Consider the following 17,063-nt stretch of genomic DNA (forward strand, 5'->3'; position numbering starts at 1 on the left):
ATAATGGCAAAGTTAGAGAATAATAACGAGAATGAGAACAAAAAATCGGTAGCTGAAAACCTAGGTAATCAGGTACAAAAGGCTGTTGAAAACGCCGGTGATAAAGTAAAGGAGACTGTAAAAGAGGCTTCTGAGCTTGCCTCTGATGCTATTAAACATCCTGTGGAAACTGCTGAGGAGTTCGGAAAACAGGCCGTAAAAGACGTTACCAGCTATTCGTGGTGGGCGCGTTTGCTGCTGATTCTTTTCTGGCTCGGACTCGGTCTTGTCGTTTCGGTTTTTATCATTATCAATCTTCCCGTTACCAAACAATGGGCTGCCGACCAGGCGTTACAGGTGGTGAACAGGGATTTTAAAGCGCAGATGTCAACTGAAAGTGTTGAAGTCAATTTTTTTGGAAATGTAAAGATCAAAGGGTTAAAAATCAAAGACTATAAAGGATACGATTTTATTCAGTCAAAAGAATTTATTGCCAATTCCAACTGGCTTTCTCTGGTTAAAAATATCACTAAAAATAATTCGTTAAGCTTCAATTCTTTAACCTTAAAAAATGCGGATGTAAAAGTCATTACGTACAAAGGTGACAGTATTTCGAACTTTATCCGTTTTACACAATTATTCGATGACGGGAAGAAAAGAGATCCCAATAAGCCTCCTTTTCAACTGGATTCGAGACTGCAGATTCTGGATTCTAAAGTTTCCATTGTCAATTTAAATTCTCCCGGTGAAAAGGGAAAATGGCTGACAGCGACTAATTTTAATTTGAAAGCCCCGAATGTAAAGGTAAATGGCAGAAATATCTCTGCTATGATCAATAATATGTCCTTCACTACAAAACGATGGGGGAAATCTCATTTTGTCGATACTTTTTCTACAGAACTTTCGATGACTCCTGATTACCTTTCATTAAAAGATTTGACCTTAAACACGGATCATTCGCTTTTGCAGGGAGATATTAAATTTAATCTTCATGATGACGGTTCATGGTCCGATTTTGCCGATAAAGTAAAATGGGAGATGAATCTTATTCAGGGAAGCCAGCTGAGCGGCTACGATATCAGTTATTTTGTGACGAACTGGGATAATTTTAAACCATTTAATATTTCCGGCAAAATGGCAGGTCCTCTGAATGATTTTAAGCTAAATAATTTCCTGATCAGAAACCCTGACGTGAATATTGCGACAAAATTAATGAAGGTCAATAAGCTGTTAAAAGGTAATTTTTTAATTGAAACGAATGATCTTTCTGCAGATTTTACCTATAAAGATTTGAAAGCGATGATGCCTACATTCATTTCCCAAAAGATGAAAAATTTTGCTGATGATTTCGGGAAGTTAAAATATAACGGAACAGCAAGCGTTAATCCTAATCGGGTGTATGTTGCCAGCGGAAATTTAATTACAGGAATCGGACAGGCAAAAATCACTCAGTTTTCTTTGACAGATTACAGTTCCTCAATGCCGAAATACGTCGGAATTGCTGAAGTTAAAGATTTAAATACTTCCGTTATTACAAAAAATAAATCAGTCGGATTGATTTCCGGAAGATTTGATATCAATGGGCAGAGTTTCGATGTGAATACAATGAAACTTACCACCAAATCCAGAATTACCAGTATTGAGATCATGAATAAGGAGATCAATAATGTGTACCTCGAAGGCCTGCTGGATCATAAAAAATACAACGGACTCATCACCGTCAATGACGAACAGGCAAAAGCGAATATTAAAGGATTAATTGATTTCAGTACTTCGAGAATTTCGATGAATGTGAATGCTGATGTTAATTATCTCAACATGAATTATTTCACCAATACTCCCGGAACACAAGTGTTAAGCGGAAGAGTGACCGGCAAAATGGCTATGTCATCAATCAATGATCTGACTTTAGATGTTGAAGCCAATGGAATTAATTTCGCTACGGCGTCCCAAAAATATTCAATTCCAAGTGCCAGGTTGAAAACCTTCATCGAAAATGGTGGTCGTGTAATAGATGTTGATGCGCCGGGAGCGGCCAATGGAAAAATTTCAGGCAGATATAATCTTGGCGATCTCGCAGGAATGGTAGAGAACGGATTAAACAAAATTCTTGTAGGACCTGCTCCGAGAAAAATGTACAGAGGACAGAGCTTTGCCATGAACTTTGATGTTCAGCAGGGTTTAATAAGCTATTTCCTTCCTGATCTTAAATTGCCGCAGGGAGCGAAAGTTGAAGGTCAGTACGATGGGAATTCCAATAACCTTATTTTAAACCTGGATGCTACCTCGTTAAAATATATCATGACGAAAAAGCAGGAAATCACTGAGGCTGATAAAGCATTAGCAGACGCGAATCCTGCGTATTCCATTAACGATAGAGACAACATCACCAGAGACAGTGCGATGGTAGACAGTGTTATGGTGAGAATTAATACTGCCAATCTTGACGAACAGATCTTTGCGAAGATCAACAGATTGCAATACAATAAAAACATTATCAAAGATCTTACATTAAGTGGCAGAAATGAAAACAACGAAGTTCTTCATCTGGCAACGAAATTCAAACACGGAAGTCCTGAAGATGAATTGGATGATAATCTGAAAGAATATGCCATCAATATTAATCAGTCTACCAATGCGGGAGGTGATTTTGTATTCCGTTTTGAGCCTACCGAGGTGAAATTCAATGATGTGACTTGGGCTATTGATACAAGTCCGGAGCTAAATCATTCCATTACTTACCGTAAGAAGGAAAAAGATTTTGATATCAGAAACCTCAGAATTTACTCTGATAAAAGTGCATTATTTGTAAAAGAAGCACAGTTTAAATCTGCAAAAGACTTCTATCTTGATGCTGAAGTCAATGATTTTGCCATAGAAAAGGTAATGGAAATGCAGTCCGGCGGAAATTCATTGAATATAAAGGGCTTAGCCAATGGTAGCGTGAAAATAAGGATGGATAAAAGTACGCTTCAGCCATTAGTGGATATGACGATCGACGATATCATGATGAATGGAAATGATATGGGTGATATCACGATTTCTGCAACCAATGGATTCTCTTTAAATGTATATGACATTGACATTAAAGTAAATTCCGCCGGCGTTATCGGAAACAATAGCCTCCATGTAACAGGAACCGTGAACAATAACGCTTCGTCACCTGTCATAGACCTTACAGCTGAAATGAGGGATTTTGATATAGCGTTTGCCCAACAGTTTGTGACCACAGTTTTTGGTAATTTACGAGGTAAAGCGACCGGAGATTTGAAAATCAGCGGAAAATTCAGCGATTTGGATTACAGCGGAGATATCGCCTTGAAAGGATTTGGACTTAAACTTTTATTTACCGGTGTAGATTATTCATTTGATGATACGGTCATTCCGTTGACTAAAGGTCTGGCCATTCTCAATAATATTGAAGTTCATGATGGAAGAACAAATTCGAAAGGAAATATTTCAGGGGCAATCCAGTTTGAAACTCTTTCTTCAATGGGGGTCAACCTCGTGATGAGAGCAGATAACTTATTGGTTTTAAATACAACTCAAAAGGATTATGATCTTTTCTGGGGAAGAGTGTACGGACAGGGGGATTTATATGTCGACGGTCCGGTTTCGGGCTTAAGTCTTTCTACTCCTAATATGAAAGCGCTTAGTGGAAGTACCTTCACTTTCAATTCTAGCTCGACGTCTAATGTGGAAGAGTTTAAAATGTTGAGGTTTCTTAAAGAAGGAAAGGACGGTCTCGTGACACTTGAAGATAAGAAGAAATCCGGTGCCAATATGAATATTGATTTTGCCCTTGATGTAGATAAAGGAACTACCGTAAATGTACTCATAGGCGATGATGTTGGAAATATTACCGTAAAAGGAGCTGCAGAAAAGCTGCGTTTCCAGATGAGTAGACAGGGTAATATAGCCATGAACGGAACTTATAAGGTAGAAAACGGAACTTTTGTTTCCAAAGCTATTCTAAATAAAACTTTCCAGATCGAAAAAGGAAGCAGCATCCGATGGGATGGCGATGCCATGAAACCCGCGCTGGATATTACGGCAAACTATGTAAGAATGGTTTCCAATGCAGGGGAATACCTGAATATGGGAAGTCTGCAGCCTATCAGTATTTTGCTTCAGGCTAATATTACACAATCTCTCGTTGACCCGAAAATTGATCTCGATGTCACGGCATTAGATGTTTCCAGCCAGGTAAAAGAAACACTGGCAGCGAAAATGAGTCAGGAAGGGGAGAAAGTATTACAGTTCGGGTCTGTGTTGCTTTTAAATAGTTTTAATGTTTCCAGAACCGGTGGAGTAGACGTAGATGTAGCAGGCGTTGCGGAATCTTCCGGATATAATATGTTGTTAAAACAATTGGGTTCAGTGCTTAATACAATGAGTAACGAATTCCAGATTGACCTTAATTACGTAAAAGGAGACCAATATTCAAACACCGGTGACCGTGCCAATGCCGGGGTAAGTTTTGCCCTTTCACCGAGAATTAAAGTAAAAACAGGGTTGGGAATTCCTCTTACGAAAACAGAGAATACAGAAACCAATTATCTCTCCGGAGAAGGAACTATTGAGTATGATATATCAAAGAAAAATGATGGGAGTCTTATCTTAAGAGGGTATTCTAAGCCTTCAAATATTGGAGTTATTAATGGTGCAGGATCTAATGGAACTGCTAATCAAGCCTATGGAGGAGGTATTGTTTGGAGTAAGAGCTTTAATTCTTTATTCAAAAAGAAGAAAAAAGATAAAAAAGCAGCTGAGGATAAAGCTCAGATAAAAACAGATTCTACAAAATCAAATGCAAAATAATCTCAAATTTATAATGATTTTTATCATATGTGTTAATTATTGTTAATATTTGATATAAATTTTTTAGTTAAATTATTTTTTATAAATTTGCAAAAAATACATTGTTTTTTTAAGAAAATTGTAATTTAACTAATATGAACTATCAACTGGACGAAATAGACAAGAAAATTCTTGATTTCTTAGTAGAAAACACAAGAATGCCTTTTACTGAAATTGCAAAGCAGATGGATGTTTCCGCTGGTACAATTCACGTAAGGGTGAAAAAGATGGAGGATGCAGGTATTATTTTGGGATCATCTCTTAACATCGATTACGGAAAGCTAGACTATCACTTCACAGCTTTTATCGGAATTCTTTTAACAAAATCCAACAGAACTCAGGAAGTTTTGAAAGAACTTACAAGTATTCCTAATGTAATTGAGGCGAGTGTAATTTCAGGAAAATATAATATTTTCTGTAAAGTAAGAGCCAAAAATACAGAAGATGCCAAAAGAATTATCTATCAGATAGATGATATTCAGGATGTAATGAGAACTGAAAGTATGATTTCTATGGAAGAATACTTAAGTGACAAGAACAGATTGATCAACGCTATCTCTATCTAATTCAAATTTTAAACGAATTATATAAAAGAACTTATGAAATCTCTCATAAGTTCTTTATTTTTGTACCTATGGAAGAATACAGCTATTTTGACGAAGATCCGAAGAAAGGATGGGGATTTATTCTGGCTTTTGCAGCGTTAATGCTTTTTACCTTTATGGGATTCGGGATTGATCTTGATGAGTATTTACAGCACGAATATCTTCATATTCCGAGATGGTATTTCTTTGTAATTTTTACCGTAGATGCATTGATGGCAGTAAGTCTTGTTTTAATGTTTTTCTACCGTAAAATAGGCATCTTTGCCTTTCCTGCGCTACTCGTTCTGCATTTCTTCATGCATAACTATTACTTGTCGACTTTTCTTTACACAGATGTCACCAATCTTTTCCTCTTTACAGGTTTCGGAATGCTGGCAATTATTCCGAAGTGGAAGTTTTTTAAATAATTTCTTTGATTAAATTAAAGATTTAAATTCAAAGACTAAGAATGTTACTATATCAATAGAAGCGGGCTTTAGCCCGCTTTTTCATTTGAACTAGTTCAAATGGCTTTAGCCAAAACCTAATGAATTATTGATATTTCTTTATTATAATTATAGACAGAAAAGTCTGTCTGTTTTAAAAATTTAATCTATCTTTGACTTATTAAAAAGTAAAATATGTCGTCCCCAAAAGAAAGAATCATGGCCACGACTTTTGAACTATTTGCCAAACAAGGTTATAATTCTACCGGAATCAATCAGATTGTGGCAGAGGCAAATGTGGCAAAGGCGAGCTTTTATCAGCATTTTAAGTCCAAAGAAGACCTTTGTGTAGAGTTTTTGAATGTAAGACATGATTATTGGTTTAATGAGCTTAATCGCTTTGTATTGACAGAAAAAGACATTAAATCAAAATTGACTTCGTCCTTCGATTTTTTAGTATATATGAATCAAAAGGAAAACTTCCGTGGATGCAGTTTTCTGAACATCTTATCTGAAATTCCTACCGATAATGTGAAAATATTGAATGTTATTCAAAATCATAAAAAGGATTTGAGAAATTATTTTTCAGAATTAATTGAAGATAAAGATCTTTCGGATCATGTTTATTTATTATTTGAAAGCAGCATCATTGAAAGTCAGCTCTTTAAATCAAACGAATTAATAGTAAAATCTAAAAAAATAATCACCCAATTAATTTAACTTATTATGGAACAAAAACGTCCACTTCCGCCTTTCACTTATGAATCGGCATTAGAAAAAATCCAATTAGCAGAAGATGCCTGGAACAGCCAGGATCCTGAAAGAGTTTCCAAAGCTTATACCATCGACAGCGAATGGAGAAACAGAGATCAATTTGTCAACGGAAGAGAAGAAATCGTAAAATTTCTCAGTGGAAAATGGGAAAGAGAACTGAATTATAAACTGAAAAAAGAATACTGGGCACATACAGACAACCGTATTGCAGTCCGTTTCGAATATGAATATCAAACCAGAGAAGGCAACTGGTTCAGAGCTTATGGCAACGAAAACTGGGAGTTTGACAAAGATGGTTTAATGAAAAAACGATACGCAAGCATTAATGATTTAGCAATCTCAGAAGAGGAGAGGAAGTTCAGATAAATTAAAAGCATCCAAAAACGGATGCTTTTTAATTTATATCCAAAAGAAATTATTTATCTAAAATTCTTTTCACCGCTTCTTTCACCGCATCTGAATCAATTTTATATTTCTTCATAAGCTCGGCAGGCGTCGCAGATTCTCCGAATGTATCATTTACTGCAACAAATTCCTGTCTTGTTGGTCTTTTTCTTGCAAGCATTCCCGCAATAGATTCTCCAAGACCACCAAGATAATTGTGCTCTTCAGCCGTTACGATTTTTCCTGTTTTTTCAACCGATTTTAAGATGATTTCTTCGTCAAGAGGTTTAATAGTGTGGATGTTGATCACTTCACAAGAAATACCTTCTTTTTCAAGTTCATCAGCCGCCAATAATGATTCCCAGACAAGGTGACCCGTTGCAACGATTGTTACATCAGTTCCTTCTTGTAGCATAATTCCTTTTCCGATCTCAAATGGCATATCTTCCGGAATGAAAACAGGAACTACAGGTCTTCCGAATCTTAAGTAAACAGGACCTTCAAAATCAGCGATTGCCAACGTTGCAGCTTTTGTCTGGTTGTAATCACAAGTGTTGATTACCGTCATTCCCGGAAGCATTTTCATCATACCGATATCTTCCAGAACCTGGTGAGTAGCGCCGTCCTCTCCTAAAGTAAGACCTGCGTGAGATGCACAGATTTTAACATTTTTATTGGAATAAGCAATTGACTGACGGATCTGATCATACACTCTGGAGGTAGAAAAGTTAGCGAAAGTTCCTGTAAAAGGAATTTTTCCGGTAATGCTCAACCCTGCAGCAAGGCCCATCATATTCGCTTCCGCGATTCCCACCTGGAAGAATCTTTCCGGAGCTTTTTCAATGAACTTCTCCATTTTTAAAGATCCGATAAGGTCTGCACAAAGTGCTACAACATTTGGATGAGTATCTGCAAGTTCAGCAAGTCCGGCTCCGAATCCTGAACGGGTATCTTTTTTTTCTGTATATGTAAATTTCATTTTACTTAAAGTTTTTGATAATTGATAAATGACAGTTGAACAATGATCTTTTAAAGATCTAGGATCATCATTTATCGTTAATAATTTATCATTTATAATTAATAATCAGCAGGAGCTTCTAAATACAATTGTTTGAAGGCTGTTTCCAGTTGCTCATCATTAGGCGCTTTTCCGTGCCAAGCGTGAGATCCCATCATAAAGTCTACACCATTTCCCATTTGGGTATGAAGAATAATCGCAACCGGTTTTTCTTTTCCTGTTTCAGTTTTTGCCTTTTCAAGGATCGCAATTACTGCTTCAAGATCATTACCGTTTTTCTCTTCCAGTACCGTCCATCCGAAAGCCTCAAGCTTTGCATGAAGATTTCCTAAAGAAAGTACATTGTCTGTACTTCCGTCAATTTGCTGTCCGTTGTAATCTATTGTAGAAATGATATTGTCAACCTTTTTGGAAGCAGCATACATGAAAGCCTCCCAATTCTGACCTTCCTGCAATTCGCCGTCTCCCTGTAAAGTATATACGAAAGATTTATCTCCGTCTAATTTTTTGGCTTGAGCTACACCTAAAGCGACCGAAAGCCCTTGACCTAAAGATCCCGAAGCCACTCTGATGCCCGGAAGTCCTTCGTGAGTCGTCGGGTGACCCTGTAATCTGGAATCTAATTTTCTGAAAGTTTTCAATTCATCTACCGGGAAAAATCCGAACCTGGCCAAAGTAGAATAGAAAACCGGAGATATATGTCCGTTCGAAAGATAGAAATGATCTTCATTTTTACCTTCCATGGTGAAAGGAAGTTTATAGTTCATTACCTTTCCGTAAAGAGCTGTAAAGAATTCAGTACAACCTAAACTTCCACCTGGGTGACCGGAATTCACAGCGTGAACCATTCTTAAAATGTCTCTTCTGATTTGCGTAGTAAGAGATTTCAACTCTTCGATGCTTTTACTCATTGCTTAGAATTTATATGCACACAAATCTACAATTTTTTAGTGGCTTATGGAAATGTAAAAACCCGGATTTATGTCCGGATTTTAATCTTTTAGCGTATTTTTAATGATAAGTATTTTAATTTTAAAGTAATCTGATTTTATATTGACAATCTGACGAAGCATCAATGTAAATGCAATTAGATTTTATCATTACTCTATCTTTTCATTTGGAAATGATAAGTAAAATGTAATAAATCTGCATAAAATGAAATTATTTTCTCCTGATCAGCCAAAGTCCGATAAAGGTTAGCAATCCGTTTAAAACAATCAATTCTACGCCAATTCTGTAATCGGTGTAAGTTGTTATTAAATAATTAATTATATATGTCACAACGGGAGCTAAAATCGTCACGGCAAGAATTGAATATTTTCTTGAAATCTGAAATTTTGTAAAAATCCCGAAAGCAAAAAGTCCCAAAAGCGGACCGTAAGTGTACCCTGCAATTTCCATGATCAGATAAACAATAGACTTGTCATTCAGCGCTTTAAAGATCATAATCAAAATGAAGAAAATAATGGTAAAGGTTAAATGAACTTTCATCCGAAGGTGCTTTTTCTCTCTTTCGGTCTTGTTTCGGTCTTCATTAAGATTTAAAAGATCTACGCAATACGAACTGGTAACTGCCGTTAAAGCGCCATCCGCAGAAGGGAATAAAGCAGAAATCAATCCGATAATAAAGATAACAGAGATGATCATCGGGAAATGTCCCTGTAGTGATAAAGCCGGAAAAAGATCGTCTCCCATAATATTTTTAATCTCACCTGCAGAATCTTTGAAGCCGAAAATATTGGTTACTGTTTCACCGTTGATCTGGCTGTACTCTGCACCGTTCTGCAAAGCAAAAAGATAAAGAAGACCTCCTAAAAATAAGAATGCAAGATTCACAAAAAGCAATGTTCCGGCGAAAGTCAGCATATTTTTCTTGGAATTTTTAAGATTGTCTACCGAGATGTTTTTCTGCATCATTTCCTGATCGAGACCGGTCATGGCTATCGTGATGAAAATTCCGCCTAAAATGGTTTTAAGGAAAAATGTTTTGGAATTCGGATCAAAATTGATAAAATGTGTATAATTTTTCTGCTCCAAAATTGTGTATGCTTCGCCTAAAGATAAATTTAAATTTGATAAAATATAAACGATACATGCAATTAAGCTGATAATCATAAAAGAAGTCTGCAGTGTATCGGTGATCACAATCGTTTTTACACCACCTTCAAAAGTATATAAAAGCACCATGAGTAAAAGCACCAGAGCTGTTAACCAGAAAGGAACTCCCAGGCTTTCCAGCAAAAAGATCTGTAGCACGTTAACAACTAAATATAATCTCGCAGTCGCCCCGATCGCTCTTGAAATAATAAAAAATATGGATCCGATTTTATGTGCTTCAACATTGAATCTTTTACCAAGATAGGTATAAATTGAAGTAAGATTCATCTTATAATACAGTGGCAGAAGAATAGCGGCGACAATAAAGTATCCGATAAAAAATCCGATCACCATCATATAATATTCAAAACCGCCATAGATGTATTCGCTACCAGTCATTTTTCCCACTGTTCCGGGAACGGAAATGAAAGTCACGCCACTCAGGCTGGTTCCGATCATCCCGAAAGCGACAAGCCACCATTTACTTTTTTTATTCCCGATAAAAAATGACTGATTATCAGAATTTCGGCTCGTAAAATAAGAAATGACCAAAAGCCCGATGAAATAGACAAAAACAAACAGCAGAAGAATAGTTCCGGAATTCATGCTTTAATTTAAATTTTAGCAAATATAGTTTTTTTCTCTTCTGCCTAAAAAAATAAAACCTTCCGGAGTTGAAAGGTAAAGGTAAAGGTAAAGGTAAAGGTCGCGGAAATATTGTTCTCTTACGGTTTCATGCTTAGCCTTTACCTCAACCTCAGCCTTAGCCTACACTTTATTCACAAGCACATCCTGAATTTCTTCATCCTTCTGGAAAGTAGCTTTTGCAAAAGGACACAGCGGGATAATGGTTTTGCTGTTTTTTCTTGCAAAGTCTACCGCAGCCAGAAGCATTTCTTTGCCAACGCCTTTACCGTTGTAGGCTTCTTCCACTTCAGTATGATCGATGATGAATCTCTCATCTCCCGCCCATGTGTAGGTCATGAGACCTGCGTGGTTTCCATCTATAAATGCTTCAAAATTTCCGTTTTTCTCGTTGTTGTTCTGCTTTACTTCAATCATATTATGAAAATTTGGTTAGTATTTCGATATCGTTAGTCAAAATTTTATGAATAGGGCAGGCATCTGCTATGGTTCGCAGCCTTTTTATCTGTTCCTCGTCAGGAACTATGCCTTCAAAAGTAATGTCTCTTTTAAAAATAGCTCTTTTAGTCAAAGGGAAGTTCTCAAGTTCAACTTCTACATTGATCGTGTCTATATTCCATTCTTTTCTGTCAATATACATTCTGAGTGTTGCTGCCGTACAGCTTGCCAGCGATGTTGCCAGAATTTCAAAAGGGTTGAAGCCTTTATTACCTCCGCCCTTATCTACCGGTTCATCGGTGATAAGGGTGTTTTCACCGGCGACAACTTCGGTGTAGTATTTTTCTTTGCCTAAACTGGCTTTTACGGTTATAGACATGATCTTGGTTTTATTGTTTGACCTGAGCTTTAAAGCTTTCTATTTTATTTTTTAAATCCTTCAGCATTTCGGGATTAATGACACCGGCTTCCAGATCAAAATTCTCATAGAACTTAGGAAGTGAAAATGTTTCTTTTATATCTGCGCCAAATTGCGGAAAAAATGTTTTTGCCGTATTCATTACATTTCCGCCGCCGTATCCTCCCGGGGAAGTTGACATCAGGAACATCGGCTTATTCTGGAAGACTTTTACATTAATTCTGGAAGCCCAGTCGAAAACGTTTTTAAATGCAGCGCTGTAAGACCTGTTGTGTTCAGCAAGTGAGCAGATAATTATGTCGCAGTCTTCAATCACTTTCAAAAAATGATGAGCCTCATCAGGAAACCCTTTCTTTTCGCGGTCTACAGAAAATACAGGCATATCGAAATCATTTAAATCAATTAAATTAATCTCCTCATTCTGAAAATCTTTTAAAACAAACTTTACCAGTTCTCTGTTGATGGAAGTGGAAGAAGTACTTCCTGCAAATGCTAATATTTTCATAGTTTATAATATTTCTTCCTAAGGTTTTCTGTTTAAAATTGCTTTTGGAAGCGGTACGTATTCTTCTTCATCTCCCGGAACAAGAGAAAAAGCTTCGTGATTCTGATCATTCCAGTTTACTTTGGCCTGCTCAATCAGTTCTCGGTCAGAATTTACAAAATTCCAGAATATAAAGCGTTCTTCATCAAAAGGCTCGCCGCCGAAAAGATAAACGGTTCCGTTTTCGCTCATGTCAAACTCGCAAAGCTTGGTATCTTTAGCAATCATGAGTTGTTTTGAACCGTAAGAATTTCCGTCTGTGGTTACCGTTCCATCCAGCACATACATTGCGGCTTCTCCGTAAAGATCTTTTCCGATGCTGATCTTTTTAGCGTCTTTTGTTTTAATTTCAATAAAGAATAATTTGCTGTGAACGGGAACCGGTGATTTTCTGCCGAAAGCTTCCCCTGCAATCAGTTTATATTGAATACCTTCTTCTTCCCAAACCGGAATTTCATCTGCTTCGATGTGATGAAATGTAGGCTCTGATTGCTCAAGATGCTTTGGAAGTCCTACCCAGATCTGGAAACCGTGAAGTCTTTTGTCTGAATGTCTAAGGTGTTCCGGTGTTCTTTCGGAATGCACAACGCCTTTTCCTGCGGTCATCCAGTTGACGGCTCCCGGCTGAATTTCCAATGCGCTTCCCAGGCTGTCTCTGTGAAAGATTGAACCTTCCAGCAGATAAGTTAAGGTAGAGAGCCCGATATGCGGGTGTGGCGGAACCTCAAGGTTTCTGGTAATCTTTAAGGTCAGCAGGTCCCATGTGGTCGATAAAAACAAAAGGGCCTACCGCTCTTTTCTCACGGAAAGGCAAAAGTCTTCCCACCAGGAAGTTGCCGATGTCAGCCGATTTTTCTTCTATAATAAGTCCGATATTTGACATGATCAATTAATTTTTAATTAGGTTGTTAATGAGAAACTCAATAACATTTTCCATAAAAATAAGGAAAAATAATAAATGGATTTTGTTTTTAGGTTAAATTAATCCGCTAAATAGCCGAATCTTCCCAGATTATAATCCTCGAAAGCCTGCATTATTTCTTCTCTTGAATTCATCACAAAAGGGCCATGGGCATGGATCGGCTCATTCAAAGGCATACCGCTGATAATAAGGATGATGCTGTCTTCCTGAGCTTCAATTGTAAACGTTTCTCCTTCATTTTTAAAAAAGACCAAATGATTGACAGAGGCTCTTTCATTATCATTGACCACGATGCTTCCTTCGATCACCAGAGCGGCCGTATTGTAATCAGCCGGGAAATTAAATTCTGCCTTTCCGCCTTTCTTAAGTTTTGCATTCATGACATGAACAGGGCTGAAGGTAAAAGCCGGACCTTTCTGATCATTGTATATTCCTGCAATAATTTCAACAAACCCATTATTGCCAAGGTCAACTTTTGTCATATCGGTATTCGGGATAGACTGGTATTTCGGGCAGCTCATTTTATATACAGCAGGAAGGTTCACCCAAAGTTGCACCATCTGAAAAATTCCTCCTGTTTTCGCCCATTCTTTCTCGTGATATTCTTTATGGAGTACTCCTTTTGCTGCAGTCATCCACTGTACATCTCCCTCTCCGATAATTCCGCCTCCTCCTGCGCTGTCATGATGCTGAACTTTTCCTTTATACGCTATCGTAACGGTTTCAAAACCTCTGTGAGGATGTACCCCTACGCCACGGGGCTGATCTGTACCGTTGAAATGAAATTTTGAATTGTAGTCAAGCATAATGAAAGGATCCATTCTTTTCATATCCATTCCCGGAATTCCCAGAATGAAATTATGAACTCTGAAACCATCACCCACAAAATGAGCAGGTTTCGGAGATATTATCTTTTCTACTGTTTTGGTTGTCATAATATTGTTGGTATTATGGAGCAAAGGTAAGTCAGGTAAAGATCTGATGCATTGATCTGTGGTAATATCGGTTTCGGTTTTATTAGTTGTTAAATAATTGCTGTAAAATGAAACAAAAATGAAATAAGATTTTAAGATGATTGGATCTTTAGCTTTAAAATGAATGGGATCAACAATAAAAAGAACTCACATTATATATTGAGACTTTAGAATAATATTGGTTCGCCTTTTCTCGGTCTGAGAAACCTTCCCACGAAATTGGTTGGGGCTGTCTCAGGCTGAGACAGCTTCTCCTAAAACTGGTTTACCCATTCTCAGCCTGAGACAATGTGCCTGAAAATAGGTTCACGATTTCTCAGGCTGAGAAAGATTACCTGAGAAATGATTGGTTTTGTCACGCCTTGAGAATATGTAAAAACTTCTTATGGATGAAGTTTAGATATGGGAGTTCCTAAGATCCTAGCCCGGATTGTAGTGGAAATCCTTTTTTTTTGCGGCTGGAAGTCACTCTCCTCGGGAGAGGGATTTAGGGGTGAGAAAAAAGATTGCAACGGAAAGCCGGATAAAGCTCCTAAAAAACTTGAAGAGATCGTTATTCCTCCTTCGATTTCATGTTTTTTCCGTCAGAAATATGGAGTCTGCGAAAAACAAATCCTGAAATGATGGTGAGGATACCAATGGTGAGAAAGGTATAGCGGAATGCATTGTGGGGTTCGCCGTGGATAAGATCAGTGTTTTCAAAAATCTTTAAAACAATCAACCCAAATGCAATTCCGAACCCGATAGCCAGTTGCTGGTTGACTGATAAAAGAGAGTTTCCGCTGCTGGTCTGGAAATTACGCAGATCTGCAATGGAAATCGTATTCATTGAAGTAAACTGAATTGAATTGAAAAATCCCAACACAGCGATGATCGGGACAAACCAATAGAGTGAGGTATTGATGTCTGGAATAGCCAATAAACAGATCAGAGTTCCTATAATGAACGTATTAATCATGAGGGTCTGGCGGTAACCGAACTTATTTAAAATTTTAATGACATAAGATTTTCCGAAGATAGCTGTAAGAGCCATAGGCGCAATGATCCATCCTGACGTAACGGCCGATTGTTTGTACGCAATCTGGATCATTAAAGGTAATAGCAAAGGAACGGAGCTGATTCCTAGTCTTGTTGCCAGGTTTCCAACAATTCCTACCCTGAAAGTTCTTACCTGAAATAAGTTTAAAGGGAAAATCGGACTTTCATCCTTTTTTGCATGACGATAGTAATAATACATAAAAAGAAATCCTAGAATGAAAACCACTAAAACAGGTGTTGTGTTCTGGAGATCTCCGAAAAGTTCCAGGGAAATCGATAGCAGAAGGGAGGCTGCTGCGAAAATAAGAAAGCCTTTCAGGTCGAAATCAACATCTGCAGATTTATAATTGGGCATGAATTTTAGTCCTAAGGTTATTCCTAAAATTCCGATCGGAATATTGATAAGGAAAATCCAGTGCCAGGAAAGATAATCAACCATGTAACCGCCGACCAGCGGACCGAGAACGGGGCCGATCAGTGCCGGAATAATGGCAAAGTTCATGGCCTTGAGGAGTTCATTTTTATCAAATGTTTTGATGAGTGCCAATTTTCCGACAGGAGTCATCAGACTGCCTCCAATACCCTGAACAACTCTTGAAATAACAAGATGGGTAAGGTTTTGCGAAATCGCACAAAATAAAGATCCCAGACTGAATAATACGATCGATGCGATAAAAATTTTTTTTGTTCCGAACCTATCTGCCAAAAATCCGCTGGCCGGCATGAAGACTGCTAAGGTTAAAACATAACTTATAATGGCATTCTGCATATTAAGCGGCGATTCTTTGAGGTCGCGTGCAATCGCCGGAAGGGAAGTGTTGAGGATGGTAGAATCCAGCATCTGCATGAAAATTGCGGTTGCTAAGATCAGGGGTAGTATTTTTTTTATCGAATTGGGCTGTGAAATTACATCTGACATTTTTCTGAGTACTGGAAATCAATATTCCAGGTTTGTTTAGTTCAAGAATAAATAATGTTATTTGAAAGCAATATTTGTTCCTTTAGATATTTTAATTTAAAAATTTGGTGAGGTTATTATGTTTTTTTGATTAATAAAAAAGTCCTGCAAATTTTGCAGGACCTTCATTCTATTTTCTAGGTTTTTCAACGCCTTTCCACTCGTCGCCGGCTTTTCTGTACTGGCTCAACTCGAAGGTTTTGAAATCTTTTGTTTTATACTCAATATTGTCTGTGTTTTGCTCAAACGGCATGATGTAGTAGTAGTCTGCATCCGTTCTGTCTGTTTTGGTTCCTTTTTTTACGGAAGGAACATATTTTGAGAATTTGTAGCTCGGAAGATACTGCTTTAATCTTGCGTAGAAAGCTTTGTTTTCTTTTTCTTCAGGAATAATGTCTACGATGTTGAAATCATCTTTCTTCTTGTCGATCCACAAATAATAAGTTTTGTCTTCGCCCGTATTTCTGTTGGTGGAATTGAAAGCGAAAAGTTCTTTCGGTACCAGTTCTTTGATTTTTTCAGCATCAACTTTTGTGTAATACTGTCCTTTTGACGGGTCAACGTAAGTTTCAAGATTGTACATCAGAACAGAATTGTTCTCCAGATTTTTATTTTTGAAATACTGGTTCAAAGATAATTCTGCTGTTTCTCTTAGCTCTTTTCCACGCGCATCCAGTTTTTTAGTAGGATTCTGAGGGTTTACTTTTTTTACAAATTCGTATAAAACTTTTGGTTTTATGTCCTTAAGGTGAGGATATGTTTTCAGCTGCTCAGCTTTTACCAGCCAATAGTATTGTTGATAAAAGTCGTCTTTATCGGCATCCTTCACACTTTTATACACCATTGCAAGTTTTTTGGAGCTAAGATATTTGCCATATTTTCCCTGCCCGAAAGCTAAAGTCATGGATAATAAAGCAAATAAGAGAGTAATGTTTCTTCTCATTTTTTTTATAATTGATTTTTCGTTTTCCAAATATAATTATT

14 protein-coding genes and 1 pseudogene are annotated in these 17,063 nt (G+C 37.3%); 5 read left to right on the forward strand and 10 right to left on the reverse strand.

Annotated elements, in window-relative coordinates; genetic code table 11:
• Positions 1 to 3 precede the first annotated feature (3 nt).
• From ACWNCI_RS18560 to ACWNCI_RS18580, 5 genes are all read left to right on the forward strand, one after another.
• Positions 4 to 4,800 carry a translocation/assembly module TamB domain-containing protein gene (locus ACWNCI_RS18560; RefSeq protein WP_449389414.1) on the forward strand — a complete coding sequence of 1,599 codons (4,797 nt, stop codon included), beginning with the start codon at positions 4 to 6 and terminating at the stop codon, positions 4,798 to 4,800.
• A gap of 134 nt (positions 4,801 to 4,934) precedes the next feature.
• Entirely contained in the window at positions 4,935 to 5,405 is a 471-nt protein-coding gene (locus tag ACWNCI_RS18565) for an Lrp/AsnC family transcriptional regulator (RefSeq protein ID WP_042723244.1), read from the forward strand.
• Positions 5,406 to 5,473: 68 nt separating this feature from the next.
• The gene (locus tag ACWNCI_RS18570; RefSeq protein WP_449389415.1) at positions 5,474 to 5,851 is read left to right on the forward strand and encodes a hypothetical protein; all 378 of its coding nucleotides are present in this window, start codon (positions 5,474 to 5,476) and stop codon (positions 5,849 to 5,851) included.
• A gap of 213 nt (positions 5,852 to 6,064) precedes the next feature.
• Positions 6,065 to 6,589 carry a TetR/AcrR family transcriptional regulator gene (locus ACWNCI_RS18575; RefSeq protein WP_449389416.1) on the forward strand — a complete coding sequence of 175 codons (525 nt, stop codon included), beginning with the start codon at positions 6,065 to 6,067 and terminating at the stop codon, positions 6,587 to 6,589.
• Positions 6,590 to 6,595: 6 nt separating this feature from the next.
• Entirely contained in the window at positions 6,596 to 7,009 is a 414-nt protein-coding gene (locus tag ACWNCI_RS18580; RefSeq protein WP_449389417.1) for a DUF1348 family protein, read from the forward strand.
• A gap of 49 nt (positions 7,010 to 7,058) precedes the next feature.
• Here the strand turns inward: ACWNCI_RS18580 and ACWNCI_RS18585 are convergent, their stop codons facing one another.
• The 10 genes and pseudogenes from ACWNCI_RS18585 to ACWNCI_RS18630 all read right to left on the reverse strand — a co-directional run bounded on the left by ACWNCI_RS18585 (position 7,059) and on the right by ACWNCI_RS18630 (position 17,022).
• Entirely contained in the window at positions 7,059 to 8,006 is a 948-nt protein-coding gene (locus ACWNCI_RS18585) for a transketolase family protein (protein WP_449389418.1), read from the reverse strand.
• Between the two features lie 98 nt (positions 8,007 to 8,104).
• Complete coding sequence (locus tag ACWNCI_RS18590) at positions 8,105 to 8,956, reverse strand: transketolase (protein WP_449389419.1); 852 nt, start codon at positions 8,954 to 8,956, stop codon at positions 8,105 to 8,107.
• Positions 8,957 to 9,206: 250 nt separating this feature from the next.
• A complete protein-coding gene (locus ACWNCI_RS18595) occupies positions 9,207 to 10,748 on the reverse strand; it encodes a sodium:solute symporter (RefSeq protein WP_449389420.1) in 1,542 nt (513 codons plus the stop codon).
• A 162-nt stretch (positions 10,749 to 10,910) separates the two neighbouring features.
• On the reverse strand, positions 10,911 to 11,204 hold the full coding sequence (locus ACWNCI_RS18600) for a GNAT family N-acetyltransferase (RefSeq protein WP_449389421.1): 294 nt from the start codon (positions 11,202 to 11,204) through the stop codon (positions 10,911 to 10,913).
• Position 11,205: 1 nt separating this feature from the next.
• The gene (locus tag ACWNCI_RS18605; RefSeq protein ID WP_449389422.1) at positions 11,206 to 11,604 is read right to left on the reverse strand and encodes an OsmC family protein; all 399 of its coding nucleotides are present in this window, start codon (positions 11,602 to 11,604) and stop codon (positions 11,206 to 11,208) included.
• 10 nt (positions 11,605 to 11,614) lie between these two features.
• Entirely contained in the window at positions 11,615 to 12,148 is a 534-nt protein-coding gene (locus tag ACWNCI_RS18610) for an NADPH-dependent FMN reductase (protein ID WP_449389423.1), read from the reverse strand.
• An 18-nt stretch (positions 12,149 to 12,166) separates the two neighbouring features.
• A pseudogene (locus ACWNCI_RS18615) lies at positions 12,167 to 13,070 on the reverse strand (pirin family protein).
• Between the two features lie 98 nt (positions 13,071 to 13,168).
• On the reverse strand, positions 13,169 to 14,044 hold the full coding sequence (locus tag ACWNCI_RS18620) for a pirin family protein (RefSeq protein WP_449389424.1): 876 nt from the start codon (positions 14,042 to 14,044) through the stop codon (positions 13,169 to 13,171).
• A 592-nt stretch (positions 14,045 to 14,636) separates the two neighbouring features.
• Positions 14,637 to 16,040, reverse strand: a complete 1,404-nt coding sequence (locus ACWNCI_RS18625) for an MFS transporter (RefSeq protein WP_449389425.1) — start codon at positions 16,038 to 16,040, stop codon at positions 14,637 to 14,639.
• Between the two features lie 169 nt (positions 16,041 to 16,209).
• The gene (locus ACWNCI_RS18630) at positions 16,210 to 17,022 is read right to left on the reverse strand and encodes a hypothetical protein (RefSeq protein WP_449389426.1); all 813 of its coding nucleotides are present in this window, start codon (positions 17,020 to 17,022) and stop codon (positions 16,210 to 16,212) included.
• Between the last annotated feature and the right edge of the window lie 41 nt (positions 17,023 to 17,063).

The sequence above is a fragment of the Chryseobacterium lineare genome (assembly GCF_977014045.1).

Excerpts from the sequence above, each read along its gene's own strand:
- ACWNCI_RS18575 (WP_449389416.1), top strand. The coding sequence starts at position 6,065 with ATGTCGTCCCCAAAAGAAAGAATCATGGCCACGACTTTTGAACTATTT.
- ACWNCI_RS18590 (WP_449389419.1), bottom strand. The coding sequence starts at position 8,956 with ATGAGTAAAAGCATCGAAGAGTTGAAATCTCTTACTACGCAAATCAGA.
- ACWNCI_RS18600 (WP_449389421.1), bottom strand. The coding sequence starts at position 11,204 with ATGATTGAAGTAAAGCAGAACAACAACGAGAAAAACGGAAATTTTGAA.
- ACWNCI_RS18605 (WP_449389422.1), bottom strand. The coding sequence starts at position 11,604 with ATGTCTATAACCGTAAAAGCCAGTTTAGGCAAAGAAAAATACTACACC.
- ACWNCI_RS18595 (WP_449389420.1), bottom strand. The coding sequence starts at position 10,748 with ATGAATTCCGGAACTATTCTTCTGCTGTTTGTTTTTGTCTATTTCATC.
- ACWNCI_RS18585 (WP_449389418.1), bottom strand. The coding sequence starts at position 8,006 with ATGAAATTTACATATACAGAAAAAAAAGATACCCGTTCAGGATTCGGA.
- ACWNCI_RS18625 (WP_449389425.1), bottom strand. The coding sequence starts at position 16,040 with ATGTCAGATGTAATTTCACAGCCCAATTCGATAAAAAAAATACTACCC.
- ACWNCI_RS18630 (WP_449389426.1), bottom strand. The coding sequence starts at position 17,022 with ATGAGAAGAAACATTACTCTCTTATTTGCTTTATTATCCATGACTTTA.
- ACWNCI_RS18570 (WP_449389415.1), top strand. The coding sequence starts at position 5,474 with ATGGAAGAATACAGCTATTTTGACGAAGATCCGAAGAAAGGATGGGGA.
- ACWNCI_RS18580 (WP_449389417.1), top strand. The coding sequence starts at position 6,596 with ATGGAACAAAAACGTCCACTTCCGCCTTTCACTTATGAATCGGCATTA.
- ACWNCI_RS18560 (WP_449389414.1), top strand. The coding sequence starts at position 4 with ATGGCAAAGTTAGAGAATAATAACGAGAATGAGAACAAAAAATCGGTA.
- ACWNCI_RS18610 (WP_449389423.1), bottom strand. The coding sequence starts at position 12,148 with ATGAAAATATTAGCATTTGCAGGAAGTACTTCTTCCACTTCCATCAAC.
- ACWNCI_RS18565 (WP_042723244.1), top strand. The coding sequence starts at position 4,935 with ATGAACTATCAACTGGACGAAATAGACAAGAAAATTCTTGATTTCTTA.
- ACWNCI_RS18620 (WP_449389424.1), bottom strand. The coding sequence starts at position 14,044 with ATGACAACCAAAACAGTAGAAAAGATAATATCTCCGAAACCTGCTCAT.